This is a genomic window from Kitasatospora sp. NPDC059646 (assembly GCF_042734615.1).
Classification (GTDB): domain Bacteria; phylum Actinomycetota; class Actinomycetes; order Streptomycetales; family Streptomycetaceae; genus Kitasatospora.
This window is the reverse complement of record NZ_JBHWDS010000075.1, coordinates 1-23,982: the sequence shown is the minus strand read 5'-3', so window position 1 is coordinate 23,982 and position 23,982 is coordinate 1. Positions and strand designations below refer to the sequence as shown.

22 protein-coding genes are annotated in these 23,982 nt (G+C 73.2%); 17 read left to right on the top strand and 5 right to left on the bottom strand.

Annotated features, from left to right (window positions below; translation table 11 throughout):
* Positions 1-192: 192 nt before the first annotated feature.
* Both ACFV1L_RS33905 and ACFV1L_RS33900 read left to right on the top strand, forming a co-directional pair.
* On the top strand, positions 193-1,782 hold the full coding sequence (locus ACFV1L_RS33905) for an acyl-CoA carboxylase subunit beta (protein WP_380373500.1): 1,590 nt from the start codon (positions 193-195) through the stop codon (positions 1,780-1,782).
* 21 nt (positions 1,783-1,803) lie between these two features.
* Complete coding sequence (locus ACFV1L_RS33900; protein WP_380373498.1) at positions 1,804-2,004, top strand: acyl-CoA carboxylase subunit epsilon; 201 nt, start codon at positions 1,804-1,806, stop codon at positions 2,002-2,004.
* Positions 2,005-2,026: 22 nt separating this feature from the next.
* On the opposite strand, the gene fdhD is transcribed toward ACFV1L_RS33900, so the two are convergent.
* Positions 2,027-2,845 (bottom strand): formate dehydrogenase accessory sulfurtransferase FdhD, encoded by an 819-nt coding sequence (gene fdhD / locus ACFV1L_RS33895; protein ID WP_380373497.1) that lies wholly within the window; start codon positions 2,843-2,845, stop codon positions 2,027-2,029.
* Positions 2,846-2,958: 113 nt separating this feature from the next.
* On the opposite strand from fdhD, the gene hutH reads away from it, so the two are divergent.
* From hutH to hutI, 8 genes are all read left to right on the top strand, one after another.
* Positions 2,959-4,527, top strand: coding sequence for a histidine ammonia-lyase (gene hutH, locus ACFV1L_RS33890; protein WP_380373494.1), 1,569 nt, complete (start codon positions 2,959-2,961; stop codon positions 4,525-4,527).
* A 159-nt stretch (positions 4,528-4,686) separates the two neighbouring features.
* The gene (locus ACFV1L_RS33885; RefSeq protein WP_380373492.1) at positions 4,687-5,559 is read left to right on the top strand and encodes a MurR/RpiR family transcriptional regulator; all 873 of its coding nucleotides are present in this window, start codon (positions 4,687-4,689) and stop codon (positions 5,557-5,559) included.
* A 105-nt stretch (positions 5,560-5,664) separates the two neighbouring features.
* Positions 5,665-6,006, top strand: coding sequence for a hypothetical protein (locus ACFV1L_RS33880; RefSeq protein ID WP_380373489.1), 342 nt, complete (start codon positions 5,665-5,667; stop codon positions 6,004-6,006).
* Positions 6,007-6,440: 434 nt separating this feature from the next.
* On the top strand, positions 6,441-6,782 hold the full coding sequence (locus ACFV1L_RS33875) for a hypothetical protein (RefSeq protein WP_380373486.1): 342 nt from the start codon (positions 6,441-6,443) through the stop codon (positions 6,780-6,782).
* A gap of 107 nt (positions 6,783-6,889) precedes the next feature.
* Positions 6,890-8,557 carry a urocanate hydratase gene (gene hutU, locus ACFV1L_RS33870; RefSeq protein WP_380373484.1) on the top strand — a complete coding sequence of 556 codons (1,668 nt, stop codon included), beginning with the start codon at positions 6,890-6,892 and terminating at the stop codon, positions 8,555-8,557.
* A 17-nt stretch (positions 8,558-8,574) separates the two neighbouring features.
* Positions 8,575-9,762, top strand: a complete 1,188-nt coding sequence (locus ACFV1L_RS33865; RefSeq protein ID WP_380373515.1) for an allantoate amidohydrolase — start codon at positions 8,575-8,577, stop codon at positions 9,760-9,762.
* On the top strand, positions 9,747-11,099 hold the full coding sequence (locus ACFV1L_RS33860; protein WP_380373481.1) for a formimidoylglutamate deiminase: 1,353 nt from the start codon (positions 9,747-9,749) through the stop codon (positions 11,097-11,099). The genes ACFV1L_RS33865 and ACFV1L_RS33860 overlap by 16 nt, the downstream gene beginning before the upstream one ends.
* Before the next feature lie 62 nt (positions 11,100-11,161).
* Complete coding sequence (hutI, locus tag ACFV1L_RS33855; protein WP_380373479.1) at positions 11,162-12,328, top strand: imidazolonepropionase; 1,167 nt, start codon at positions 11,162-11,164, stop codon at positions 12,326-12,328.
* Between the two features lie 182 nt (positions 12,329-12,510).
* On the opposite strand, the gene ACFV1L_RS33850 is transcribed toward hutI, so the two are convergent.
* Positions 12,511-14,019 carry a peptide MFS transporter gene (locus tag ACFV1L_RS33850; protein ID WP_380373476.1) on the bottom strand — a complete coding sequence of 503 codons (1,509 nt, stop codon included), beginning with the start codon at positions 14,017-14,019 and terminating at the stop codon, positions 12,511-12,513.
* 316 nt (positions 14,020-14,335) lie between these two features.
* Between ACFV1L_RS33850 and ACFV1L_RS33845 the strand changes: the two genes are divergently transcribed.
* Entirely contained in the window at positions 14,336-15,010 is a 675-nt protein-coding gene (locus tag ACFV1L_RS33845; protein WP_014136090.1) for a response regulator transcription factor, read from the top strand.
* A 13-nt stretch (positions 15,011-15,023) separates the two neighbouring features.
* Positions 15,024-16,262, top strand: a complete 1,239-nt coding sequence (locus ACFV1L_RS33840; RefSeq protein WP_380373473.1) for an ATP-binding protein — start codon at positions 15,024-15,026, stop codon at positions 16,260-16,262.
* Between the two features lie 7 nt (positions 16,263-16,269).
* Here ACFV1L_RS33840 and ACFV1L_RS33835 read toward each other — a convergent pair whose 3' ends face one another.
* On the bottom strand, positions 16,270-16,791 hold the full coding sequence (locus tag ACFV1L_RS33835; protein WP_035863273.1) for a GtrA family protein: 522 nt from the start codon (positions 16,789-16,791) through the stop codon (positions 16,270-16,272).
* Between the two features lie 163 nt (positions 16,792-16,954).
* On the opposite strand from ACFV1L_RS33835, the gene ACFV1L_RS33830 reads away from it, so the two are divergent.
* From ACFV1L_RS33830 to ACFV1L_RS33815, 4 genes are read left to right on the top strand one after another with little or no spacing between them, the layout of a single operon-like run.
* Complete coding sequence (locus tag ACFV1L_RS33830; protein WP_380373470.1) at positions 16,955-18,112, top strand: 5-(carboxyamino)imidazole ribonucleotide synthase; 1,158 nt, start codon at positions 16,955-16,957, stop codon at positions 18,110-18,112.
* Positions 18,109-18,636 carry a 5-(carboxyamino)imidazole ribonucleotide mutase gene (gene purE, locus ACFV1L_RS33825; protein ID WP_380373468.1) on the top strand — a complete coding sequence of 176 codons (528 nt, stop codon included), beginning with the start codon at positions 18,109-18,111 and terminating at the stop codon, positions 18,634-18,636. The genes ACFV1L_RS33830 and purE overlap by 4 nt, the downstream gene beginning before the upstream one ends.
* 22 nt (positions 18,637-18,658) lie before the next feature.
* Positions 18,659-19,852 (top strand): dipeptidase, encoded by a 1,194-nt coding sequence (locus ACFV1L_RS33820; RefSeq protein ID WP_380373465.1) that lies wholly within the window; start codon positions 18,659-18,661, stop codon positions 19,850-19,852.
* A complete protein-coding gene (locus ACFV1L_RS33815) occupies positions 19,849-20,724 on the top strand; it encodes a MerR family transcriptional regulator (protein ID WP_380373463.1) in 876 nt (291 codons plus the stop codon). The genes ACFV1L_RS33820 and ACFV1L_RS33815 overlap by 4 nt, the downstream gene beginning before the upstream one ends.
* 21 nt (positions 20,725-20,745) lie before the next feature.
* Here the strand turns inward: ACFV1L_RS33815 and ACFV1L_RS33810 are convergent, their stop codons facing one another.
* Together ACFV1L_RS33810 and ACFV1L_RS33805 are read right to left on the bottom strand one after the other, a co-directional pair.
* On the bottom strand, positions 20,746-21,153 hold the full coding sequence (locus ACFV1L_RS33810; RefSeq protein ID WP_380373461.1) for a CoA-binding protein: 408 nt from the start codon (positions 21,151-21,153) through the stop codon (positions 20,746-20,748).
* A gap of 28 nt (positions 21,154-21,181) precedes the next feature.
* Entirely contained in the window at positions 21,182-22,525 is a 1,344-nt protein-coding gene (locus tag ACFV1L_RS33805) for a UDP-glucose dehydrogenase family protein (protein ID WP_380373459.1), read from the bottom strand.
* A gap of 141 nt (positions 22,526-22,666) precedes the next feature.
* Between ACFV1L_RS33805 and ACFV1L_RS33800 the strand changes: the two genes are divergently transcribed.
* Positions 22,667-23,806 carry an LCP family protein gene (locus ACFV1L_RS33800; RefSeq protein ID WP_380373458.1) on the top strand — a complete coding sequence of 380 codons (1,140 nt, stop codon included), beginning with the start codon at positions 22,667-22,669 and terminating at the stop codon, positions 23,804-23,806.
* Positions 23,807-23,982: the final 176 nt, after the last annotated feature.

Here is a 23,982-nt window from a genome sequence, read left to right as displayed (position 1 = left end):
CCTAGACGGCGGCCGGCGGCCGCACGCCGCATCATCGTCCCGCAAACCGGGCAGTGGCACGATGTGTCGATGGCCATAGCCGCGGACGCCGCCGCGCTGGCTACGCTACGAGACGGTAGACCGCAGCGCCGCCCTGCCCGCAACCCTCCACGCCCCGGGCCGGCGGCCGAGGACGCAGGGAGAGCCACCGCAATGGCCGAGGCACCGCACGACCCGCACACCACCGCCGGAAAGCTCGCCGACCTGCGGCGGCGGATCGACGAGGCGGTGCACTCCGGTTCCGCCGCGGCGGTCGAGAAGCAGCACGCCAAGGGCAAGCTGACGGCCCGTGAGCGGATCCTGGAACTGCTGGACGAGGACTCCTTCGTGGAGTTCGACGAGTTCGCCCGGCACCGCTCCACCAACTTCGGGCAGGAGAAGAACCGCCCGTACGGCGACGGCGTGGTCACCGGTTACGGCACCGTGGACGGCCGTCAGGTCGCGGTGTTCGCGCAGGACTTCACGGTGTTCGGCGGTTCGCTGGGCGAGGTGTTCGGCGAGAAGATCGTCAAGGTGATGGACTTCGCGCTGAAGACCGGCTGCCCCATGATCGGCATCAACGACTCCGGCGGCGCCCGGATCCAGGAGGGCGTGGTCTCGCTCGGCCTGTACGGCGAGATCTTCCGCCGCAACGTGCACGCCTCGGGCGTGATCCCGCAGATCTCGCTGATCATGGGCCCGTGCGCGGGCGGCGCGGTGTACTCGCCGGCGGTCACCGACTTCGTGGTGATGGCCGACAAGACCTCGCACATGTTCATCACCGGCCCGGACGTCATCAAGACCGTCACCGGCGAGACCGTGGACATGGAGGAGCTGGGCGGCGCCCGCACCCACAACACCAAGTCCGGCAACGCGCACTACCTGGCCGCCGACGAGAAGGAGGCCATCGAGTACGTCAAGAGCCTCCTGTCGTACCTGCCGTCGAACAACCTGAGCGACCCGCCGGCCTACCCCGAGCAGGCCGACCTGACGATCACCGACGAGGACCTCGAACTCGACAGCATCGTCCCGGACTCGGCGAACCAGCCGTACGACATCCGCCGGGTGATCGAGCACGTGCTGGACGACGGGGACTTCCTGGAGGTCCAGCCGCTGTACGCGGGCAACATCGTGGTCGGCTTCGGCCGGGTCGAGGGCCACCCGGTGGGCGTGGTCGGCAACCAGCCGATGGACCTGGCCGGCTGCCTGGACATCGCGGCCAGCGAGAAGGCCGCCCGCTTCGTGCGCACCTGCGACGCGTTCAACATCCCGGTGCTGACCTTCGTCGACGTGCCCGGCTTCCTGCCCGGCACCGGCCAGGAGTGGGACGGCATCATCCGCCGCGGCGCGAAGCTGATCTTCGCCTACGCGGAGGCCACCGTCCCGCTGATCACCGTGATCACCCGCAAGGCGTTCGGCGGCGCGTACGACGTGATGGGCTCCAAGCACCTGGGCGCCGACCTCAACCTGGCCTGGCCGACCGCGCAGATCGCGGTGATGGGCGCGCAGGGCGCGGTCAACATCCTGCACCGCCGGGAGATCGCCGCCGCCGAGGCCGAGGGCCGCGGCGAGGAGCGCCGCGCCGAGCTGCTCGCCTCCTACGAGGACACCCTGCTCAACCCGTACCTGGCCGCCGAGCGCGGCTACGTCGACGCGGTCATCGCGCCCAGCGAGACCCGCAAGCACATCGTCCGCGGGCTGCGGGCGCTGCGCGGCAAGCGGGAGGCGCTGCCGCCGAAGAAGCACGGCAACATCCCGCTGTAGCAGAAGGGTTCACCACGCGACATGACTCCCATTCAGGTGCTGCACGGGCAGCCGACCCCCGAGGAGCTGGCCACCGTCCTGGCGGTGGTCCAAGCCCGGGCCGCCGCCGGGGCCACGGCCGCCCCCGCGAGCGGCCCGGCCACCGCGTGGTCCAGCCGCGCCGTGCGCCCGGTCCCCGCACCGGGTCCGCACGCCTGGCGCACCAGCCTCTGGCCGCGCTGACCCCGGGCCGGGTCGCCGACGCTCAGTCGGCGATCCGGTCCGCCCGGGTGTAGACGTTCGCGCCGCGCCCGCGCAGGAACCCCACCAGGGTGAGGCCGAGCTCCTCGGCCAGGTCGACGGCCAGCGAGGACGGCGCGGACACCGCCGCCAGCAGCGGCACCCCGGCGAGCGCGGCCTTCTGGGTCAGCTCGAACGAGGCCCGGCCGGAGACCAGCAGCAGGTGCCCGCGCAGCGGCAGCAGGCCCTCGCGCAGCGCCCACCCGACCACCTTGTCCACCGCGTTGTGCCGGCCGACGTCCTCGCGGGCGCACAGCAGGGTGCCGTCGGCGGCGAACAGCGCGGCGGCGTGCAGGCCGCCGGTGCTGTCGAAGGCCCGCTGGGCGGCGCGCAGCCGCTCCGGCAGGGCGTACAGCACCTCCGGGCCGAGCACCAGCGGATCCGCCGAGACGTCCCAGCGGCTGCGGGTGCGCACCGCGTCCACCGTGTCCCGCCCGCACAGGCCGCAGGCGCTGGTGGTCAGCAGGTTGCGGTGGGCGGACAGCGCCGGCCGGGCGCCGCGGACGGTCGCGTCGACCACGTTGTACGTGTTGGCGCCGTCCTCGCCGGCGCCGGCGCAGTAGCGCAGCGCGGCGAGCTCCTCGGTGGCGCCGACCAGGCCCTCGCCGACCAGGAAGCCCGCGACCAGGTCGAAGTCGTGGCCCGGGGTGCGCATGGTGACGGTCAGCGCCTCGCCGCCGATCCGGATCTCCAGCGGCTCCTCCGCGGCGAGGCTGTCGGGCCGCGCGCCCCGCTCGCCGTCGTTCAGCCGCACCACTCTCCGACGTACCGTTGCCCGCGCCATCCGTGTCGCACCTCCGAGGGGCCAGTCAACCACCCGGCGGGCGCCGGGCACCGCGTCCTCGCGGCGCGGTCGATTGCTTGTCAGATCTTCATTCACCTGGTGAGAATGTGCATATGGATATGCACAGTGTCGTCGTCCAGGTCGGCAAGGCCGACGTCAGCGCCGAGGACGTCCTCGCCGTCGCCCGCGGCGGCGCCCGGGTGGAGATCGGCCCGGACGCGCTCGCCGAGATGGCCGCGGCCCGGGCCCGGATCGACGCCCTCGCCGCCGAGCCCCGCCCCGTGTACGGCGTCTCCACCGGCTTCGGCGCCCTCGCGGTGCGCCACATCAGCCCCGAACTGCGGGCCCAGCTCCAGCGCTCGCTGGTGCGCTCGCACGCCGCCGGCATGGGCCCGCTGGTGGAGACCGAGGTCGTCCGGGCGCTGATGTTCCTGCGGATGAAGACCCTGGCCTCCGGCCGCACCGGCGTCCGCCCGCTGGTCGCCGAGACCATGGCCGCCCTGCTCAACGCCGGGATCACCCCCGCCGTGCGGGAGTTCGGCTCGCTCGGCTGCTCCGGCGACCTCGCCCCGCTCTCGCACTGCGCCCTGGTGCTGATGGGCGAGGGCACCGCGTTCGGCCCCGACGGCGTCGAGAAGGACGCCGCCGAACTGCTCGCCGCCGCCGGCATCACCCCCGTCGAACTGCTGGAGAAGGAGGGCCTGGCCCTCATCAACGGCACCGACGGCATGCTCGGCATGCTGCTGATGGCCCTCGCCGACCTCCGGCGCCTGTACACCACCGCCGACATCACCGCAGCGATGACCCTGGAGGCGCTGCTCGGCACCGACAAGGTGCTCGCCCCCGAGCTGCACGCCCCGATCCGCCCGCACCCCGGGCAGGCCGCGGCCGCCGCCAACATGCTCGCCGTGCTGCGCGGCTCCGGACTGACCGGCCACCACCAGGACGACGCGCCGCGCGTCCAGGACGCCTACTCGATCCGCTGCGCCCCGCAGGTGGCCGGCGCCGGCCGCGACACCCTGGCGCACGCCCGCCTGGTCGCCGACCGGGAGCTCGCCGCCTCCGTCGACAACCCGGTGGTGCTGCCCGACGGCCGGGTCGAGTCCAACGGCAACTTCCACGGCGCGCCCGTCGCCTACGTGCTCGACTTCCTGGCCATCGCCGCCGCCGACCTGGCCTCCATCTCCGAGCGCCGCACCGACCGGCTGCTCGACAAGGCCCGCTCGCACGGCCTGCCCGCGTTCCTCGCCGACGACCCCGGCGTCGACTCCGGCCTGATGATCGCCCAGTACACCCAGGCCGCGCTGGTCAGCGAGAACAAGCGCCTCGCGGTGCCCGCCTCGGTCGACTCCATCCCGTCCTCGGCGATGCAGGAGGACCACGTCTCGATGGGCTGGTCCGCGGCCCGCAAGCTGCGCCAGGCCGTGGCCAACCTCGGCCGCGTGCTGGCCGTCGAACTCGTCGCCTCCGCACGGGCGCTGGAGATCCGCCAGCAGGCCGCCGAGCAGGACGGCGTGCTGGCCCCGGCGACCGCCGCCGCGATCGCCGCCGCCCGTGCCGCCGGCGTCGGCGGGCCGGGCCGGGACCGCTTCCTCTCCCCGGACCTGGAGGCCGCCGCCGCGCTGGTCGCCTCCGGCGCCCTGGTCGAGGCCGTCCAGCAGGTCACCGGCCCGCTGGCCTGACGGCGCGGGCCGGGGCGGGCGGGCGCACCGGGGGACTACCCTCCGATCCTGCCCGTCCCGGCTGGCGGAACGAGATTGCCCGCCTGCCGGGACTGCGCCACAGTCGTCCCACCGCCGAAGCCACCGGCGACCGCCCAACCGAGCGTGGAGGTACCGAAGATGACAGCCCTGGACGAGACCGGAACGAACGCCGGGCCCTCCGCCCGGCTGCTCCAGCTCTTCGAGGGCCGCCGTCTGACGCCCACCCAGCGGCGGATCGCCCACTCGCTGGTGCGGCACGCCACCGAGGCGCCGTTCCTGTCCAGCGTCGAGGTCGCCGAACTCGCCGGCGTCAGCCAGCCGTCCGTCACCCGGTTCGCCGTCGCGCTCGGCTACGACGGCTACCCGGCGCTGCGCAAGCAGCTCCGCGAACTCGGCGTCGGCGAGGCCGCCGTGCCCGAGAGCCACCACGAGGTGGTCCGCAACGAGCACCAGCAGGCCGTGCTCGCCGAGATCGAGCACCTGCGGCACCTGGCCGAACTGCTCGCCGACCCCGCCCCGATCGTCCGCGCCGCCCGGATCCTCGCCGCCTCCCGTCCGTTGCCGGTGCTCGGCCTGCGGGCCGCCTCCGCGCAGGCCCGCGGCTTCGCCTACTTCGCCGCCAAGGTCCACCCCGACATCCGGCTGCTCGACGAGGGCGGCTCGATGCTCGCCGACCGCCTGGAACAGGCCGCCTCCGCCGGGGCCACCGCCCTGCTCTGCTTCGCGCTGCCCCGCTACCCGCGCGAGCTGATGGACGCCCTCACGGTGGCCCGCGACTGCGGGCTGACCGTCCTCACCGTCGCCGACTCGGCGTTCGCGCCCGTCGCCAAGCTCTCCGACGTGCTGCTGCCCGCCGCCGTCGGCACCGGCCTGGTCTTCGACACCGCCTGCGCGCCGATGATGCTCGGCCGGGTCCTGCTGCAGGCGATGTGCGACGAGATGCCCGGCGCGGAGGCCCGGCTCGAAGCCATCGAGCAGTCCGCGACGGCCCGTCAACTGTTCCTGGACTGACACCCGTTGTTCCCCCAATGGCACCCCTGTGCCGGGTTGACGACCGGCCGCGGGCGGGCATCTACCTCGGTAGGGACGACGACAGCCTTGGACGGGGGAAGTCCAATGCCACCACCGATCCACCAGATGCGGCTCACCGGACGGCTCGGCTCCGGCGCCGACGAATGGTCCTGCCCGCAGTGCGGCCGGCGCATCGCGCTGCGCCGCCCGCCGCACCCCGAACTCACCGTGCTCGACCCGGGCGACGAGGAGGCCGTGCACATCGGCGTCCTGGAACCCGGCGATCCGGCCTCCGAGGCCGCCGCCGCCCGCTACGGCGTCGGCCCGGTCCAGCACGTCCCGCGCCCGCCGTCCCGCCCCGGCGAACCGAACCCCCAGCCCGACGCCGAGGACCGCCGCTGGCTCGCCGAGATCGGCATCGACTGGGACGGCGACGAGGCGGCCTGACGGCGGGTCAACCTGCCTGCGCACGCGCCGGGGCGGCGGGAGTCTTCCCCCCGGGGCGGGTGGGGTGGGGCGGCGTCTCGCGGCGGTGGCCGACGCGTTCTCGCACCCGCCGCCGCGGGCGCCCCGCGAGGGCGACGACGGCCCGGAGGCCGAGGGCCGGAGCGTCCGGGTGGCGAACGGCTCCGGCCGGTCGGCCCGGCGGTGGGCGCGGTTCGCCGAGGCCGGGACGTGGCAGGGCGTGCTGGAGTCCGCCGCCCGGGACGGAGCCGACCGGACCGCCGTCACCACCGACGCCGACGGCCGGGCCCACCGGGCCTCCGGCGGGGCGCCCGTCCCGGTCCCCACCGCCGCCGTCCGACCCCCGCGCCGCCCCGCCGGGGGAGGCGCAGACTGGAAGCGGCGCACCCGTTCGGGTGCGGTGGCGGGTGATCGCGATGACGTATTGGCACCACGGGCCCTACGGCGGCGGCTGGTCGTGGGTGCTGCCGGGGATCACGTTCATGTTGTTCGTCCTGCTGGTGATCGTCGTGCTGGCCGCGCTGTGGCGCGCCTCCGCGACGAACCGGGCGGGCGGCGGGCCGGCGGGCGGGCCGCGGTGGGGGAGCCCGCCGCAGCAGCAGGGCCCGGCCCCGGAGGCGGAGCGGCTGCTGGCCGAGCGGCTGGCCAGGGGCGAGATCGAGGTGGCGGAGTACCGGGAGCGCCTGGCGGCCCTGCGCGGCGAGAGCGGACCGCCACCGGGCGGGCCGGGTGGGCCGGGGGATCCCGGGAACGGTTGAGCGGCGGGCGCCGACGCGGGCCCGCGGACCTCTGGTCAGCCCCCTCCTGTTTGGATATATTCACTCTGCTTGATCGTGAATGAATCCATCCGCAAGGAGGCTGGTCCATGGCAGAGCAGGCGAGCGGCCCGCGCGAGGTTCGCGCGGCGCGGGGCACCGGGCTGAGCACGCAGGGCTGGCAGCAGGAAGCCGCCCTGCGGATGCTGATGAACAACCTCGACCCCGAGGTCGCCGAGCACCCGTCCAAGCTGGTGGTCTACGGCGGCACCGGCAAGGCGGCCCGCGACTGGCGGTCCTTCGACGCCATGGTGAGGACCCTGCAGGGCCTCAAGCAGGACGAGACCATGCTGGTCCAGTCCGGCCGGCCGGTCGGCGTGATGCAGACCCACGAGTGGGCGCCCCGCGTGCTGATCGCCAACTCCAACCTGGTCGGCGACTGGGCGAACTGGGAGGAGTTCCGCCGCCTGGAGTCGCTCGGCCTCACCATGTACGGCCAGATGACCGCCGGTTCGTGGATCTACATCGGCACCCAGGGCATCCTGCAGGGCACCTACGAGACCTTCGCCGCCGTCGCCGACAAGCGCTTCAACGGCACCCTGGAAGGCACCATCACGCTCACCGCCGGCCTCGGCGGCATGGGCGGCGCCCAGCCGCTCGCCGTCACCATGAACGGCGGCGTGGCGATCTGCATCGACTGCGACCCCTCCCGGATCGCCCGCCGGATCGAGCACCGCTACCTCGACGTCGAGGCATCGAGCCTGGACCACGCGCTGCAGCTCGCCACCGACGCCCGCGACAAGCGGCGGCCGCTCTCGATCGGCCTGCTCGGCAACGCCGCCGACCTGCTCCCGCAGCTGCTCGCGATGGACGCACCGATCGACATCGTCACCGACCAGACCAGCGCCCACGACCCGCTGGCCTACCTGCCGAGCGGCGTCGCCTTCGAGGACATGGCGACCTACGCCGCCGAGAAGCCCGCCGAGTTCACCCAGCGGGCCCGCGAGTCGATGGCCCGCCACGTGGAGGCCATGGTCGGCTTCCAGGACCGCGGCGCGGAGGTCTTCGACTACGGCAACTCGATCCGCGGCGAAGCCCAACTGGCCGGCTACGACCGGGCGTTCGCCTTCCCCGGCTTCGTCCCCGCGTACATCCGGCCGCTGTTCTGCGAGGGCAGGGGACCGTTCCGCTGGGCCGCGCTGTCCGGCGACCCGAAGGACATCCACAAGACCGACAAGGCCGTCCTCGACCTGTTCCCGGAGAACGAGTCGCTGGCCCGCTGGATCAGGATGGCCCAGGAGAAGGTGCACTTCCAGGGCCTGCCCGCGCGGATCTGCTGGCTGGGCTACGGCGAGCGCGACAAGGCCGGCGAGCGGTTCAACGACATGGTCGCGAGCGGCGAACTGTCCGCACCGATCGTGATCGGCCGCGACCACCTGGACTGCGGCTCCGTCGCCTCCCCGTACCGGGAGACCGAGGCGATGCTCGACGGCTCCGACGCGATCGCCGACTGGCCGCTGCTGAACGCCATGGTCAACGTCGCCTCCGGCGCGTCCTGGGTCTCCATCCACCACGGCGGCGGCGTCGGCATCGGCCGGTCCATCCACGCCGGCCAGGTCACCGTCGCCGACGGCACCCCGCTGGCCGGCGAGAAGATCCGCCGGGTCCTCACCAACGACCCCGGCATGGGCGTCATCCGGCACGTCGACGCCGGCTACGACCGGGCCGCCGAGGTCGCCGGGGAGCGGGGCGTGCGCGTGCCGATGGCCGAGCTGTGACCGAGGGCTTCGACGCGATGTGGGCGGAGCTGCTCCCGGTGGGCCGCTCCGCCTCCTCCGGCGGCTACCGCCGGCACGCCTGGAACTCCGCCGACGCCGAGTGCCGGGCCTGGTTCGAGGAGCAGGCCCGGGCCCGCGGCCTGTCCTTCGAGACCGACCGCAACGGCAACCAGTGGGCCTGGCTCGGCGACCCGCAGGCCGGGAACGCCGTCGTCACCGGCTCGCACCTGGACTCCGTCCCCGACGGCGGCGCCTACGACGGCCCGCTCGGCGTGGTCTCCTCCTTCGCCGCCCTCGACGCGCTCCGCTCGCGCGGAGCCCGGTTCACCCGCCCGCTGGCGATCGTCAACTTCGGCGACGAGGAGGGCGCCCGGTTCGGCGTCGCCTGCGTCGGCTCCCGGCTCGCCACCGGCGTGCTCGACCGGGACGCCGCGTACGAGCTGCGCGACGCCGACGGGGTGCGGCTGCCCGACGCCATGGAACGCGCCGGCCACGACCCGGAGCGGATCGGCGCCGACCCCGAACTGCCCGGCCGGATCGGCGCGTTCGTCGAACTCCACATCGAGCAGGGGCGGTACCTGGACGAGCGGCAGCCGGTCGGCGTGGCCGGCGCGATCTGGCCGCACGGCCGCTGGCGGTTCGACTTCCACGGCGAGGCCAACCACGCCGGCACCACCCGGCTCGCCGACCGCCGCGACCCGATGCTCACCTACGCCACCACCGTGCTCGCCGCCCGCAAGAAGGCCCGCCTGGCCGGGGCGCTCGCCACCTTCGGCAAGGTCGCCGTCGAACCCAACGGCACCAACGCGATCGCCTCGCTGGTCCGCGGCTGGCTCGACTCCCGCGCCGCCGACGAGCAGACGCTGCGTCACCTGGTCGACGCCATCGAGCAGTCCGCGGTCGAACGCGGCGAACGCGACGGCGTCCGGGTCTCGCTCACCCGCGAGTCCTTCACCCCCGTCGTCGACTTCGACGCCCCCCTGCGCGACCGCCTCGCCGGCCTGCTCAAGGCCCCCGTGCTGCCCACCGGCGCGGGACACGACGCCGGAATCCTGGCGTCGGCCGTCCCGACCGCCATGCTGTTCGTACGGAACCCCACCGGGGTCTCGCACTCCCCGGCCGAACACGCCGAACAGGCGGACTGCCACGCCGGCGTCGCCGCCCTCGCCGACGTACTGGAGGACCTCGCATGTCAGCGGTCGTGACGTACTGGGCCGAACACGCCTGGCTGCCGCACGCCGACGGCCACGCGGTGGCGCGCGACGTCCTGATCGCCGTCGGGCCCGGCGGCCGGATCGCCAAGGTCGCCCCGGAGAGCGGGCCGTGCCCCGCCGGGGCCGTCCGGCTCGCCGGGCTGGCCCTGCCCGGGCAGGCCAACGCGCACTCGCACGCCTTCCACCGGGCACTGCGCGGCACCGTCCAGGTCGGCTCCGGGACGTTCTGGACCTGGCGCGACACGATGTACCGGGTCGCCTCCGCGCTCGACCCGGACAGCTACCTGGCGCTCGCCACCGCCGTGTACGCCGAGATGGCGCTCGCCGGCATCTCGGCCGTCGGCGAGTTCCACTACCTGCACCACGCGCCCGGCGGCGTCCGGTACGACGACCCGAACGCGATGGGCGGGGCGCTGATCGAGGCCGCGCAGCGGGCCGGCATCCGGATCACCCTGCTCGACACCTGCTACCTGTCCTCCGGCTTCGGCGCGGAACCGACCGACCACCAACTGCGGTTCTCCGACGGCGACGCGGACGCCTGGGCCGACCGGGCCGCCCGCCTGACCGACGCGGAGCACGCCCGGATCGGCGCCGCCGTGCACTCCGTGCGGGCCGTCCCCGCCGAACAGCTGGGCGCCGTCGCGCACTTCGCCGCGATGCGCAAGGCCCCGCTGCACGTCCACCTCTCCGAACAGACCGCCGAGAACGACGCCTGCCTCGCCGCGCACGGCGTCACCCCGACCCGGCTGCTCGCCGACCACGGCGTGCTCGGGCCGCGCACCTCCGCCGTCCACGCGACGCACCTGACGGACGAGGACGTCCGGCTGCTCTCCGACAGCAGCACCGCCGTCTGCATGTGCCCCACCACCGAGCGGGACCTCGCCGACGGCATCGGCCCCGCCAAGCGGCTGGCCGCCGCCGGCTGCCCGATCACCCTCGGCAGCGACAGCCACGCCGTCATCGACCCGTTCGAGGAGGCCCGGGCGCTCGAACTCGACGAGCGCCTGCGCACCCGCACCCGGGGCCACTGGACGGCCAACGCGCTGCTCCGGGCCGGGACGGAGGACGGGCACGCGTCCCTCGGCTGGCCCGAGGCGGGACGGCTGGAGGCCGGCGCCCTCGCCGACTTCTGCGTGATCGCGCTGGACAGCGTCCGGACCGCCGGCCCGCCGCCGGAACTGGGCGCGGAGACCGCGGTGTTCGCGGCGGGCGCGGCGGACGTGCGGCACCTGGTCGTGGGCGGGCGGCACGTCGTCAAGGACGGCGTGCACCAGCTGGTGCCGGACGTGGCCGGGCAGCTGGCGGCCGCGATCGGCGCCCTCCGGTAGCACGTGCGACGTCCGCCCACCGCCCCGCGACCGGGGCGCGTCCATCGACGAAGGATCACTTCATGAGCCTGCTCATCGGCAACATCGGGTCGCTGGTCACCAACGACCCCGCGCTCGGCGACGGGCCGCTCGGGCTGCTGTCCGACGCCGCGGTGGTCGTCGACGGGGACACCGTCGCGTGGGTCGGCCCCGCCGGGAAGGCCCCCGCCGCCGACGGGAGCGTCGACGCGGCCGGCCGGGCGCTGCTGCCGGGCTTCGTGGACAGCCACTCGCACCTGGTGTTCGCGGGCGACCGCACCGCGGAGTTCAACGCCCGGATGTCCGGCCGGGCCTACGAGGCCGGCGGGATCCGGACCACGGTCGCCGCCACCCGGGCCGCCTCCGACGCGGAGCTGAACGCGAACGTCACCCGGTACCTGGCGGAGATGCTGCGGCAGGGCACCACGACGGTCGAGGTGAAGTCGGGCTACGGGCTGAGTACCGTCGACGAGGCCCGCTCGCTGCGGATCGCGGCCGGCCACACCCAGGAGACCACCTACCTCGGGGCGCACGTGGTGGGGCCCGAGTTCGCGGACGATCCGGCGGGCTACGTCGACCTGGTCGCCGGCGAGATGCTGGAGGCGTGCGCCCCGTACGCGCGGTGGGTGGACGTGTTCTGCGAGCGCGGCGCGTTCGACGGCGACCAGGCGCGGGCGGTGCTGACCGCCGGGGCGGCGAAGGGCCTGCAGCCGCGGATCCACGCCAACCAGCTGAGCCACGGACCCGGCGTGCAGCTGGCCGTCGAGCTGGGCGCGGCGTCCGCCGACCACTGCACGCACCTGACCGACCGGGACGTGGCGGCGCTCGCCGACGGCACGACGGTCGCCACGCTGCTGCCCGGGGCGGAGTTCTCCACCCGGGCGCCCTACCCGGACGCCCGGCGGCTGCTGGACGCGGGGGCGCGGGTCGCGCTGTCCACGGACTGCAACCCGGGCTCCAGCTTCACCAGTTCGATGCCGTTCTGCCTGGCCGTCGCGGTGCGCGAGATGGGCATGACCCCCGACGAGGCGGTGCACGCCGCCACCGCGGGCGGCGCACTCGCCCTGCGCCGCACCGACGTGGGCCGGATCTCCCCGGGGGCCCGGGCCGACCTCCACCTGCTGGACGCGCCCTCGCACGTCCACCTGGCGTACCGCCCGGGCGTCCCGCTGACCGCCGCCGTCTGGCAGGGCGGGGTCCGGAAGGTCTGACCGACGGCTTCCCCCGCTGCCGGTTCACCGCGGACACGGGGTCCCGGTCCCCGCCGGGGCCGTCGCAGCAGGACGAGGGGAAGGCGACTCCGGCCTTCAGCAGCGCGGAACCGGCTCCTGCCGGGCGTTCGGCACCGGTCGCCCGGGCCGGACGCACCGGCAGGAATCGTTGGGGGGAGGGGTCAGCGCACGTCGCCCATCAGGCGGCCGACGCGGCCGCGGGCGGCGAACAGTCCGACGCCGGCGGCGACCGCCAGCAGACCCTGGACGGCGAAGTACCAGGTCGAGCCGACCACGCTGTCGCCCAGCAGCAGCTGGGCCAGGGCGGCCACGCAGTCGCCCGCGGTGACCGCGAGGAACCAGATGCCCATCATCTGGCTGGCGTACTTGGCGGGCGCCAGCTTGGTGGTGACGGACAGGCCGACCGGGGAGAGCGTCAGCTCGCCGGTGGTCTGGATCAGGTAGACCACGGCCAGCCACAGCGGGGTGACCATGGTGCCGCCCGACGCGGCCGCCATGGCCAGCATCATCACCAGGAACGACACGCCGATCATCAGCAGGCCGAAGGCGAACTTCGAGGTGGTGGACGGGTTGCGGCGGCGCTGCGCGGCCGCGTTCCACAGCCAGGCGAACACCGGGGCGAGCGCCATGATGTACAGCGGGTTCAGCGACTGGAACCAGCTGGACGGGAACGAGAAGCCGAACAGCGTGCCGGCGGTGTTGCGCTCGGCGAACACGCTGAGCGTCGAACCGGACTGGTCGTAGATCATCCAGAACACCGCGGCGGCGGCGAAGAACCACAGGTAGCCGCTCATCCGGGAGCGCTCCTCGCCGGTCAGCTCCGGGTCGCGGCGGATCCGGGCGAAGACCAGCACCGGAACGGCGATGCCGGCCAGCGAGAGCGGCCAGATCGCCCAGGAGACGGTGAAGTGGCCGGTGCCGGCGACGACGCCGTAGAACACGGCGGCCGCGGCCAGCCACAGGCCGGCCTTGCGCAGCACCGCGCGGCGCTCGGCGGCGCCGATCGGCGCGGAGACCACGCCGGAGCGCGGGCTGAGGTGCCGGCTGCCCAGCAGGTACTGGATCAGGCCGAGGGCCATGCCGACGCCGGCCAGCGCGAAGCCCAGGTGCCAGTCGACCTTCTGGCCCACGGTGCCGATCACCAGCGGCGCGAGGAAGGCGCCCAGGTTGATGCCCATGTAGAAGATCGTGAAGCCGCCGTCCCGGCGCGGGTCGTTGGGCCCGTCGTAGAGGTGGCCGACCATCGTGGAGATGTTGGCCTTCAGCAGGCCGGAGCCGACCGCGATGAAGACCAGGCCGCCGAAGAAGGCCGCCGAGGAGGGCACGGCGAGCAGGAAGTGGCCGACCATGATGATCCCGCCGCCGAGGGCGACGGTACGCCGGGCGCCGAGCAGCCGGTCGGCGATCCAGCCGCCGGGCAGCGCGAGCAGGTACACCATGGCGTTGTAGACCGAGTACACGGCGGTGGCGGTGGCCACCTGCATGCCGAGGCCGCCGTCGGCCGCCTTGGTGGACATGTAGACCACCAGCAGGGCGCGCATGCCGTAGAAGCTGAAGCGCTCCCACGTCTCGGTCATGAAGAGGGTGGCGAGGCCGCGGGGGTGGCCGAGGAAGGTCCGTCCGTCTGCCGGGGAGGGCCGTACCTCGGACTCCAGGGTGCTCGAAGCCATGCTGATTCCTTGCCTGTTTTTCCGGGTTCCAGACCACTCTAAGTCGCGAGTTCGGTTGACTGCGGAGCGTGAATGGTATTCGGAAGGTAAAGCCGGACGTCGACGCGCTGCGCGTTTCGTTCCCAGAACCGCAGAATTGCCTGCGATCGCAAGGCCCATGCGAAGAATGTCCATGTAAGCGCAGTTGTTGCCGAAGATGCCCACGAAATCAAGTTGATCACACGCTGTGACACTGTTCACAGTGCCCGACCCGGGCGCGCCGCGACCCCGAAAGACCCCCTGATCAGGCGTCCCCGAGCGGTCTACCATCGCCCCTATGACCTGTGTGCTGCTGGCCGAGGACGACCCGGCAATCTCCGAACCGCTGGCCCGCGCCCTCCGCCGCGAGGGCTACGAGGTGCTCGTCCGCGAGGACGGACCGGCCGCCCTGGGCGCCGGCCTCAGCGAGGACGTCGACCTCATCGTGCTGGACCTCGGGCTCCCCGAGATGGACGGCCTGGAGGTGTGCCGGCGGCTGCGCGCCGACGGCAAGAGCTTCCCCGTCCTGGTGCTCACCGCCCGCGCCGACGAGGTGGACACCGTCGTCGGCCTCGACGCCGGCGCCGACGACTACGTCACCAAGCCGTTCCGGCTGGCCGAACTGCTCGCCCGCGTCCGCGCCCTGCTGCGCCGCGGCAACGTCGACCAGCTGACCACCGGCGCACACGGCGTGAAGATCGACATCGAGTCGCACCGCGCCTGGCTCGGCGAGGAGGAACTCACCCTCTCCGCCAAGGAGTTCGAGCTGCTGCGGGTCCTGGTGCGGGACGCCGGACGGGTCGTCACCCGCGAGGAGATCATGCGCCAGGTCTGGGACACCACCTGGTGGACCTCCACCAAGACGCTGGACATGCACATCTCCTGGCTGCGCAAGAAGCTCGGCGACGACGCCGCCAACCCGCGCTACATCGCCACCGTCCGCGGCGTCGGCTTCCGTTTCGAGAAGAACTGAGGGTCCACCCGGCGTGAAGCGCAGGATGATCAACTCACTGCTGGGCGTCGTCCTGGTGGTGGTCGCGGTGTTCTGCGTGCCGCTGGCCCTGATCGAGAAGCAGTCGATCGTCAACGCCGCCCACGACCGGGTGGACGCGGTGGCGGTCCGGGTGCTCGGACTGGTCGAGAGCCGGCTCGCCGCGGGCGAGCCGGTCAGCGGCGAGAAGTTCGCCGCCGTGGTGACCGAGAACTTCTACGTCACCGTCGACATCCCCGGGCAGCCGCAGATCGTCCTCGGCCGCCCGATCGAGGGCGAGGCGCTCACCGCCTCCGAGTCCGGGGCCAGCGGCGAGACCGTCACCGTCGCCCAGTCGCGCACCGCGCTCGACCACGAGATCGGCAACATGCTGCTGCTGCTCGGCGTGGTCGCCCTGCTCGCCGTGCAGGCCGCCGTGGCACTCGCCGTCTGGCAGGCCAAGCGGCTGGCCCGCCCGCTCACCGACCTCGCCGAGACCGCCGAACGGCTCGGCTCCGGCGACCCCCGCCCGCAGGGCCGCCGCTACGGGGTCCCCGAGCTCGACCGGATCGCCGAGGTGCTCGACACCAGCGCGGAACGCATCGCCCGGATGCTCACCGCCGAACGCCGGCTCGCCGCCGACGCCTCGCACCAGCTGCGCACCCCGCTCACCGCGCTGTCCATGCGGCTGGAGGAGATCACCGCGCTCGCCGAGGACCCCGCCACCGTCCGCGAGGAGGCCACCATCGGCCTCCAGCAGGTCGAACGCCTCACCGACGTGGTGCAGCGGCTGCTCACCAACCAGCGCGACCCCAACAGCCCCACCGCGGTGACCTTCGGACTCGACGAGGTGCTCAAGCAGCAGGTGGAGGAGTGGGGCCCGACGCTGCGGGACAGCGGACGGCAGCTGGTCGTCGAGGGCCTGCGCGACGTCCGGGTGATCGGCACCCCCGGCACCGTCTCCCAGGTGCTGGCCACCCTGATCGAGAACTCGCTGATGCACGGCGCCGGCACCATCACGCTGCGGGCCCGCCGCTCCGGCAGCTCGGTCGTCGCCGAGGTCCAGGACGAGGGGCCGGGCGTGCCCCGCGAGCTCGGCAACCGGGTCTTCGAACGGGCCGTCAGCGGCCGCAACTCCACCGGCATCGGACTGGCCGTCGCCCGCGACCTCGCGGAAGCCGACGGCGGCCGCCTCGAACTGCTGTCGCTGCGGCCGCCGGTGTTCGCGCTGTTCCTCGCCCACGCGGGCGAGTGACGCGTCGTCAGTTGGCCAGCGAGCGGCTGTCCTCGGCGGCCAGCAGCAGCTCGGCCTCCTGCACCACCTCGGGGTCCTCCAGCTCCGGCATCGCCTTGAACACCCAGGTGCGGTAGGAGATGAAGCGGAACACGGTGGCCACCACCAGGCCGAGGAACTTGCCGCCCAGCTTCTCGAACGGCGTGTCCAGGCCCAGCACGTACTGGGTGAAGCCGAGGGTGCCGGTCTCGATCAGCATGCCGATGCCGCTGAACAGCAGGAACAGCGTGATCTCGCGCTTGCGGGAGGCAGCGTCGCGGTCCTTGTACAGCCAGTACCGGTAGCCCAGGTAGTTGGTGGCGATGGCCACCAGGGTGGCCGCGATGTTGGAGCGCAGCGAGGCCAGGCCGAAGCCGTTGTTGAGGATCCAGAACAGGGCGAAGTTGACCACCACGCCGGAGGCGCCGATGACGGCGAATCCGATCGCTTCCAGCGACAGCCCGCGCAGCCGCTGTACCAGGGAGGGACGCGTCTCGATGGCGCTCGTCATGCGGGCTGCTCCGTATGCTTCACATGATCGGATAAGTAGAGGTCGTGCGATCCGGCCCACCAGGCTACCCGCCCCTACGGCATGCTCCGTGCCACGCCCGGTGCGTACGCCCCCCGCGCACGCCGGTGTCGGGCCTTTGACCGGCCCCGATATCCTGGAGCGCGTGACTGTAGCGGGCAATGCGAACTTTCCAGTGGTCGGAGTCGTCGGCGGCGGGCAGCTCGCCCGCATGATGCACCAGGCGGGCATCCCCCTGGGCATCCGCTTCAAGCTCCTCGCCGACACTCCCCAGGAGTCGGCCGCGCAGGTGGTCGGCACCACCGTGCTCGGCGACTACCGCGACCTCGACGTGCTGCGGGCCTTCGCCGCCGACTGCGACGTCATCACCTTCGACCACGAGCACGTGCCCACCGAGCACCTGCGCGCCCTGCAGGCCGAGGGCATCGCCGTCCGCCCCGACCCCGATGCCCTGGTCAACGCCCAGGACAAGGGCGTCATGCGGGCCAGGCTCGACTCCATCGGCGTCCCCTGCCCCCGGCACCGGATCGTCGCCGACCCGGCCGACGTCACCGCGTTCGCGAACGAGGGCGACGGCTACCCCGTCGTCCTCAAGACCGTCCGCGGCGGCTACGACGGCAAGGGCGTCTGGGTCGTCGAGGACGAGGCCGGGGCCGCCGCGCCGTTCCTCGCCGGCGTCGACGTCCTCGCCGAGGAGAAGGTCGACTTCGTCCGCGAACTCGCCGCCAACGTGGTGCGCTCCCCCAGCGGCCAGGCCGTCGCCTACCCGGTCGTCGAGTCCGTCCAGGAGAACGGCATCTGCGCCGAGGTCACCGCCCCCGCGCCCGACCTCGACCCGGCCCTCTCCGACGAGGCCCAGCAGCTCGCCCTCCGCATCGCCGGCGAACTCGGCATCACCGGCCACCTCGCCGTCGAGCTCTTCCAGACCCGCGACGGCCGCATCCTGGTCAACGAACTCGCCATGCGCCCGCACAACTCCGGCCACTGGTCCCAGGACGGCGCCGTCACCTCCCAGTTCGAGAACCACCTCCGGGCCGTCCTCGACCTCCCGCTCGGCGACCCCCGCCCCCGCGCCAGGTGGACCGTCATGGTCAACGTCCTCGGCGGCGACTACCCCGACATGTACCACGCCTTCCTGCACTGCATGGCCCGCGACCCCGGCCTCAAGATCCACATGTACGGAAAGGACGTGAAGCCCGGCCGCAAGGTCGGCCACGTCAACGTCTCCGGGGACAACCTCGAAGACATCCGCGAACGCGCCCGCCACGCGGCCGCCTACCTGCGAGGAACGATCACCGAATGACCCAGTCCCCCCTTGTCGGCATCGTGATGGGCTCGGACTCCGACTGGCCCGTGATGGAGGCGGCAGCGCAGGCGCTCGACGAGTTCGAGATTCCGTACGAGGTCGACGTGGTGTCCGCGCACCGGATGCCGCGTGAGATGGTCGCGTACGGCGAGCAGGCCCACGGACGCGGGCTGAAGGCGATCATCGCGGGGGCCGGCGGGGCGGCGCACCTGCCCGGGATGCTGGCGTCGGTGACGCCGCTGCCGGTGATCGGGGTGCCGGTGCCGCTGCGGTACCTGGACGGGATGGACAGCCTGCTGTCGATCGTGCAGATGCCGGCCGGGGTGCCGGTGGCGACCGTCTCGGTGGCCGGGGCGCGCAACGCGGGGCTGCTCGCGGTGCGGATGCTGGCCGCGTTCGACGCCGAACTGGCCGAGAAGATGGTGGAGTTCCAGGCCGAGCTGAACAGCCAGGCGACCGAGAAGGGCCGCAAGCTGCGGGCCAAGGTGGCGGGAAACGAATCGTTCGGCTTCGGCAAGTAGGGGCACGTAGTAGAACGGGGGGATGACTCCCGAACTGATCGAGCGGGCCAGGGCCGTCCTCCGCACCGCCCCCGTGGTGGACGGCCACAACGACCTGCCGTGGGCGATGCGCGCCATCGCCGGGTACGACCTGGACGCCGTCGACCTGGCGGCCGATCAGAGCCACCGGCTGCACACCGACTTCGGCCGCCTGCGGGCGGGCGGGGTCGGTGCGCAGTTCTGGTCGGTGTTCGTGCCCGCCGGGCTGTCCGGTGACGGCGCGGTCAGCGCGACGCTGGAGCAGATCGACTTCGTGCGGGCGATGACCGAGCGCCACCCCGAGCACCTGCGGCTCGCGCTGACCGCCGACGACCTGGAGAGCGCCCGCGCCGAGGGCCGGATCGCCTCGCTGATGGGCGCCGAGGGCGGTCACTCCGTCAACTCCTCGCTGGCGACGCTGCGGGCGCTGTACGCGCTCGGCGTGCGCTACCTGACGCTGACGCACAACTCCAACACCCCGTGGGCCGACGCCGCCACCGACGAGCCGGTGCACGGCGGCCTCACCGCGTTCGGCGAGGAGGTGGTGCGGGAGATGAACCGGCTCGGCATGCTGGTCGACCTGTCGCACGTCTCGCCGGACACCATGCGCGACGCGCTGCGGGTCTCCGAGGCCCCGGTGCTGTTCTCGCACTCCTCCGCGCGCGCGGTCTGCGACCACCCGCGCAACATCCCGGACGACGTCCTCGCCGCGCTGCCCGGCAACGGCGGCGTCGCCATGGTCACCTTCGTGCCGATGTTCGTGCTGGCCGACGCCATCGAGTGGACGTACGCCGCCGACGCCAACATGACCGCGCACGGCTTCAGCCCGTTCGACACCTCCCCCGAGGGCCGGGCCGTGCAGCAGGCCTACGCGGCGGCGCACCCCCGGCCGATCGCCACCGTCGCCGACGTCGCCGACCACCTCGACCACATGCGCGAGGTGGCCGGCATCGACCACCTCGGCATCGGCGGCGACTTCGACGGCACCCCGTTCACCCCGGCCGGCCTGGACGACGTGTCCGGCTACCCGGCGCTGCTCGCCGAACTCCTGGACCGCAACTGGTCGGAGGCCGACCTCTCCAAGCTGACCTGGCACAACGCGGTCCGGGTGCTGCGCGGCGCCGAGGCCGTGGCCGGCCGGCTGCAGGCCGAACGCGGGCCGTCGATCGCCACCCTGGAGCAGTTGGACGGCGCATGAACCACGGGTTTGACCTCGCCCCTGGGGCAGGCCGCACCGTAGCGGGCGTGGAGGGGGAACGGCTGCTCACCACCGGTGAGTTCGCCCGTCGCGGCCTGCTGTCGCCGAAGGCGCTGCGGCTGTACGACCGGCAGGGACTGCTGCCGCCGGACCGGATCGACCCGGACAGCGGCTACCGGTACTACCGGCCGGAGCGGCTGGCCACCGCGCGGCTCATCGTCCGGCTGCGCGGGCTGGACATGCCGCTGGCCACGGTCGCCGAGGTGCTCGCCCTGCCGGGCCCCGCGGCGGCCGAGCGGATCGCCGCGTACTGGGCCGCCGTCGAACGGCGGACCGCCTCGCAGCGGACGCTGGCCGACCACCTCCGCGTCCAACTGAGCGGACTCGAAGGGATCGACGAGATGTACCGGATCGAACAGCGCGACGTGCCCGAGCAACTGGTGCTCACCGAGCAGCGCCGCGCCAAGCCGGAGGAGCTGGACCGCTTCATCCCGGAGGCCACCGAGCGGCTGGCGGCGATCGCCGCGGCGCACGGCGGGGTCGCCGCCGCCCCGTTCGTGGTCTACCACGGCCAGGTCGACGAGGACAACGACGGCCCGGTCGAGGTCTGCGTGCCGATCGACCCGGCGCGCGCCGCGGGGCTGACCGCCGCGCACCGCACCGAGCCCGCGCACCGGGAGGCGTACACCACCGTCACCAAGGCGCAGGTCGAGTACCCGCAGATCCTGTCCGCCTACGACGCGGTCTGCGCCTGGACGGAGCAGACCGGCACCGGGCGCACCGGCCCCGGCCGGGAGGTGTACTTCGCCGACTGGGCGACCGCCGAACCGTCCGACCCGGTCTGCGACATCGCCTTCCCGGTCGGCGGCTGACGAGTCGTCACGGCGGGGGCGTCACAGCCGGGGCAGCTCGATCGCCGGGCAGCGGTCCATCACCATGTCCAGCCCGGCGGCCCGGGTGCGGTCGAAGGCGGCCTCGTCGACCACTCCGAGCTGGAACCAGACGGCCTCGGCGCCCTTCGCCACCGCCTGGTCGGCGACCTCGCCGGCCAGCTCGGAGTTGACGAACACGTCCACCACGTCGACCGGGAACGGGATCTCGGCGAGCGAGGCGTAGCCCTGCTCGCCGAGCACCGTCTCGGCCTTCGGGTGCACCGGCACGATGCGCTTCCCGGCCCGCTGCAGCACCCGGGCCACCCCGTACGCGGCGCGCGCGGTGTTGGTGGACAGGCCGACCACGGCCCAGGTGTCGCCGGAGGAGGTGAGGATCTTCCGGACGGTGGCGTCGTCTCCGTAGCTCATGCCGGTGAGAACGAGCCGCCGCCGGCGGTCATTCCGCGTACGGCCGGCCCATCGCCCGGTAGGTCCACCCGGCGGCGCGCCAGGCGTCGCCGTCCAGCACGTTGCGGCCGTCCAGCAGGCGGCGCTCGGCGACGGCGGCGCCGACCTCGGCCGGGTCCAGCTCGCGGAACTCCTGCCACTCCGTCAGGTGCAGCACCACGTGCGCGCCCTCGACCGCCTCCAGCGCGGACGCCGCGTACGACAGGCTGGGGAACATCTTGCGGGCGTTGTCCATCGCCTTCGGGTCGTACACCGTCACCTGCGCGCCCTGCAGCTGGATCTGGCCGGCGACGTTCAGCGCCGGCGAGTCCCGGATGTCGTCCGAGTTCGGCTTGAAGGCCGCGCCCAGCACCGCCACCCGGCGGCCGAGGAAGCCGCCGCCGCACTGCTCGCGGGCCAGGTCGACCATCCGGGACCGGCGCCGCATGTTGATCGAGTCGACCTCGCGCAGGAAGGTCAGCGCCTGGTCGGCGCCCAGCTCCCCGGCCCGGGCCATGAACGCCCGGATGTCCTTGGGCAGGCAGCCGCCGCCGAAGCCCAGCCCGGCGTTCAGGAACTTGCCGCCGATCCGCTGGTCGTAGGAGAGCGCCTTGGACAGCTGCACCACGTCCGCGCCGGCGCTCTCGCAGACCTCGGCCATGGCGTTTATGAACGAGATCTTGGTGGCGAGGAAGGAATTCGCGGCGGCCTTCACCAGTTCCGCGGTCGGGAAGTCGGTCACCACGAACGGCACGCCGTCCGCGATCGGGCCCGCGTACACCTCGCGCAGCACCTGCTCGGCGTGCTCGCTGCGGACGCCCACCACCAGGCGGTCCGGGTGCAGGGTGTCGCCGACCGCGTAGCCCTCGCGCAGGAACTCCGGGTTCCAGGCCAGCTCGGCCTGCTCGCCGGCCGGGGCCAGCGCGGCCAGCCTGGCCGCCAGCCGGTTCGCGGAGCCCACCGGCACGGTGGACTTGCCGACCACCAGCACGGGCCGGTCCAGGTGCGGGGCGAGCGAGTCGACCGCGGCGTCCACGTAGCTCATGTCGGCCGCGAACTCGCCCTTGCGCTGAGGGGTGTTGACGCAGATGAAGTGCACGTCGCCGAAGGCCGCGACCTCCTCCCAGGAGTCGGTGAAGCGCAGCCGCCCGGTCGAACCCTCGTGCCCCGCGACGTGCTTGAGCAGCAGCTCCGACAGCCCCGGCTCGAACATCGGCACCCGGCCCGCGGCGAGCGCCGCCAGCTTGTCCCGGTCGATGTCCAGTCCCAGCACCTCGAAGCCGAGCTCGGCCATGCACGCGGCATGGGTGGCCCCCAGGTAGCCGGTGCCGATGACCGTGATGCGCGGAGCCACGGGCGTTCCCTTTCGTTCCAGGCCGTTCCGGAGCAGTGCGACGGCCAACGGCACAGATCGTATCTGCCCCCCCGCGGCATCGGATCCGCCGATTTCACGGTTTCACCCCGAAAGTCCGTGCGGAAGGTTCACAATGCGCGCATGACTGCGGAGGAGCGGCCCGGCGAGGCCGACCAGGACCAGGGGCCGCTGAGCATCTTCGACCACGACGACGAGCAGGACCCCTCGGCCGAGGAGGAGGACGCCGCGCCGCGCCGCCGCCGCGGCCGGCGGCTGCTGGTGTGGACGCTCGCCGTGCTGCTGGTGCTGTTCGGCGGCGGCTTCGGCGCCCTGGTGTGGACCGCCGACCACTACGCGTCCTCGGTGTCCCGGATCCCGAACGCCTTCCCGACCGGCCCGGCCGCGCAGCAGCCCGCCGCCGTTCCGCACAGCGGCCAGACCTTCCTGCTGGTCGGCCTCGACGCCCGTGCCGACGGGCCGACCACCGGGCGGGCCGCGAAGGCTCCGGCCTGGCAGGCCGGCGCGCAGCGCAGCGACACCATGATGCTGATGCACATCTCCGCCGACCGGAAGTCCGTCTCGGTGGTGTCGATCCCGCGCGACACCTGGGTGCCCGTCCCCGGGCACGGCAAGGCGAAGATCAACGCCGCGTACTCCTGGGGCGGGCCGGCGCTGATGGTGCAGACCGTCCAGGACCTCACCCGGATCAGGATCGACCACCTCGCGGTGATCGACTGGAACGGCTTCCGGGCCCTCACCGACGCCGTCGGCGGCGTCGACATCACCGTGCCGCGCACCATCGAGGCCAAGGGCGACGCCCGCGAGTGGACGGCCGGCACCCACCACATGGACGGCGCCGAGGCCCTGCTCTACGTCCGGGAACGCCACGGCCTGCCGAACGGCGACCTCGACCGCACCAAGCGGCAGCAGAACTTCCTGCGCGCCCTGATGCTCCGCACCATGGACTCCGGCACCCTCTCCAGCCCCGCCAGGCTCACCGGCCTGCTCGGCACCGTCGGCGACGTGGTCTCCGTCGACGACCGCCTGGGCAACGGCGACCTCTACGACCTCGCCTGGAGCCTGCGCGGGGTCCGCCCCGACGGCGTCCACTTCATGAACGCCCCCTTCGGCGGCTTCGACACCGTCGACGGCCAGTCCGTCGTGCTGATGGACGACGGGGCGGCGGGCGTGCTCTGGGACGCGATGCGCACCGACCGGATGGACGACTACCTCGCCCAGCACCGGACCAGCGCCGACACCCTCGGAGACAAGGTCGACTGACCGGCCTAGGATGGGCCGCACTGGCATTACTTGGCAGTAACTAGTGCAAGGGGCAGAGCAGATGGCGGGAAACTCCGGGGCGGACTTCGACCTCTTCCGGCTGAGCGAGGAGCACGAGATGCTCCGTGAGTCGGTGCGTTCGCTGGCGGAGGCGAAGATCGCGCCGTTCGCGGCGG

Coding starts and splice junctions, on each gene's coding strand:
- ACFV1L_RS33905 (WP_380373500.1), top strand. CDS start 193: ATGGCCGAGGCACCGCACGACCCGCACACCACCGCCGGAAAGCTCGCC.
- ACFV1L_RS33900 (WP_380373498.1), top strand. CDS start 1,804: ATGACTCCCATTCAGGTGCTGCACGGGCAGCCGACCCCCGAGGAGCTG.
- fdhD (WP_380373497.1), bottom strand. CDS start 2,845: ATGGCGCGGGCAACGGTACGTCGGAGAGTGGTGCGGCTGAACGACGGC.
- hutH (WP_380373494.1), top strand. CDS start 2,959: ATGGATATGCACAGTGTCGTCGTCCAGGTCGGCAAGGCCGACGTCAGC.
- ACFV1L_RS33885 (WP_380373492.1), top strand. CDS start 4,687: ATGACAGCCCTGGACGAGACCGGAACGAACGCCGGGCCCTCCGCCCGG.
- ACFV1L_RS33880 (WP_380373489.1), top strand. CDS start 5,665: ATGCCACCACCGATCCACCAGATGCGGCTCACCGGACGGCTCGGCTCC.
- ACFV1L_RS33875 (WP_380373486.1), top strand. CDS start 6,441: ATGACGTATTGGCACCACGGGCCCTACGGCGGCGGCTGGTCGTGGGTG.
- hutU (WP_380373484.1), top strand. CDS start 6,890: ATGGCAGAGCAGGCGAGCGGCCCGCGCGAGGTTCGCGCGGCGCGGGGC.
- ACFV1L_RS33865 (WP_380373515.1), top strand. CDS start 8,575: ATGTGGGCGGAGCTGCTCCCGGTGGGCCGCTCCGCCTCCTCCGGCGGC.
- ACFV1L_RS33860 (WP_380373481.1), top strand. CDS start 9,747: ATGTCAGCGGTCGTGACGTACTGGGCCGAACACGCCTGGCTGCCGCAC.
- hutI (WP_380373479.1), top strand. CDS start 11,162: ATGAGCCTGCTCATCGGCAACATCGGGTCGCTGGTCACCAACGACCCC.
- ACFV1L_RS33850 (WP_380373476.1), bottom strand. CDS start 14,019: ATGGCTTCGAGCACCCTGGAGTCCGAGGTACGGCCCTCCCCGGCAGAC.
- ACFV1L_RS33845 (WP_014136090.1), top strand. CDS start 14,336: ATGACCTGTGTGCTGCTGGCCGAGGACGACCCGGCAATCTCCGAACCG.
- ACFV1L_RS33835 (WP_035863273.1), bottom strand. CDS start 16,791: ATGACGAGCGCCATCGAGACGCGTCCCTCCCTGGTACAGCGGCTGCGC.
- purE (WP_380373468.1), top strand. CDS start 18,109: ATGACCCAGTCCCCCCTTGTCGGCATCGTGATGGGCTCGGACTCCGAC.
- ACFV1L_RS33820 (WP_380373465.1), top strand. CDS start 18,659: ATGACTCCCGAACTGATCGAGCGGGCCAGGGCCGTCCTCCGCACCGCC.
- ACFV1L_RS33815 (WP_380373463.1), top strand. CDS start 19,849: ATGAACCACGGGTTTGACCTCGCCCCTGGGGCAGGCCGCACCGTAGCG.
- ACFV1L_RS33810 (WP_380373461.1), bottom strand. CDS start 21,153: ATGAGCTACGGAGACGACGCCACCGTCCGGAAGATCCTCACCTCCTCC.
- ACFV1L_RS33800 (WP_380373458.1), top strand. CDS start 22,667: ATGACTGCGGAGGAGCGGCCCGGCGAGGCCGACCAGGACCAGGGGCCG.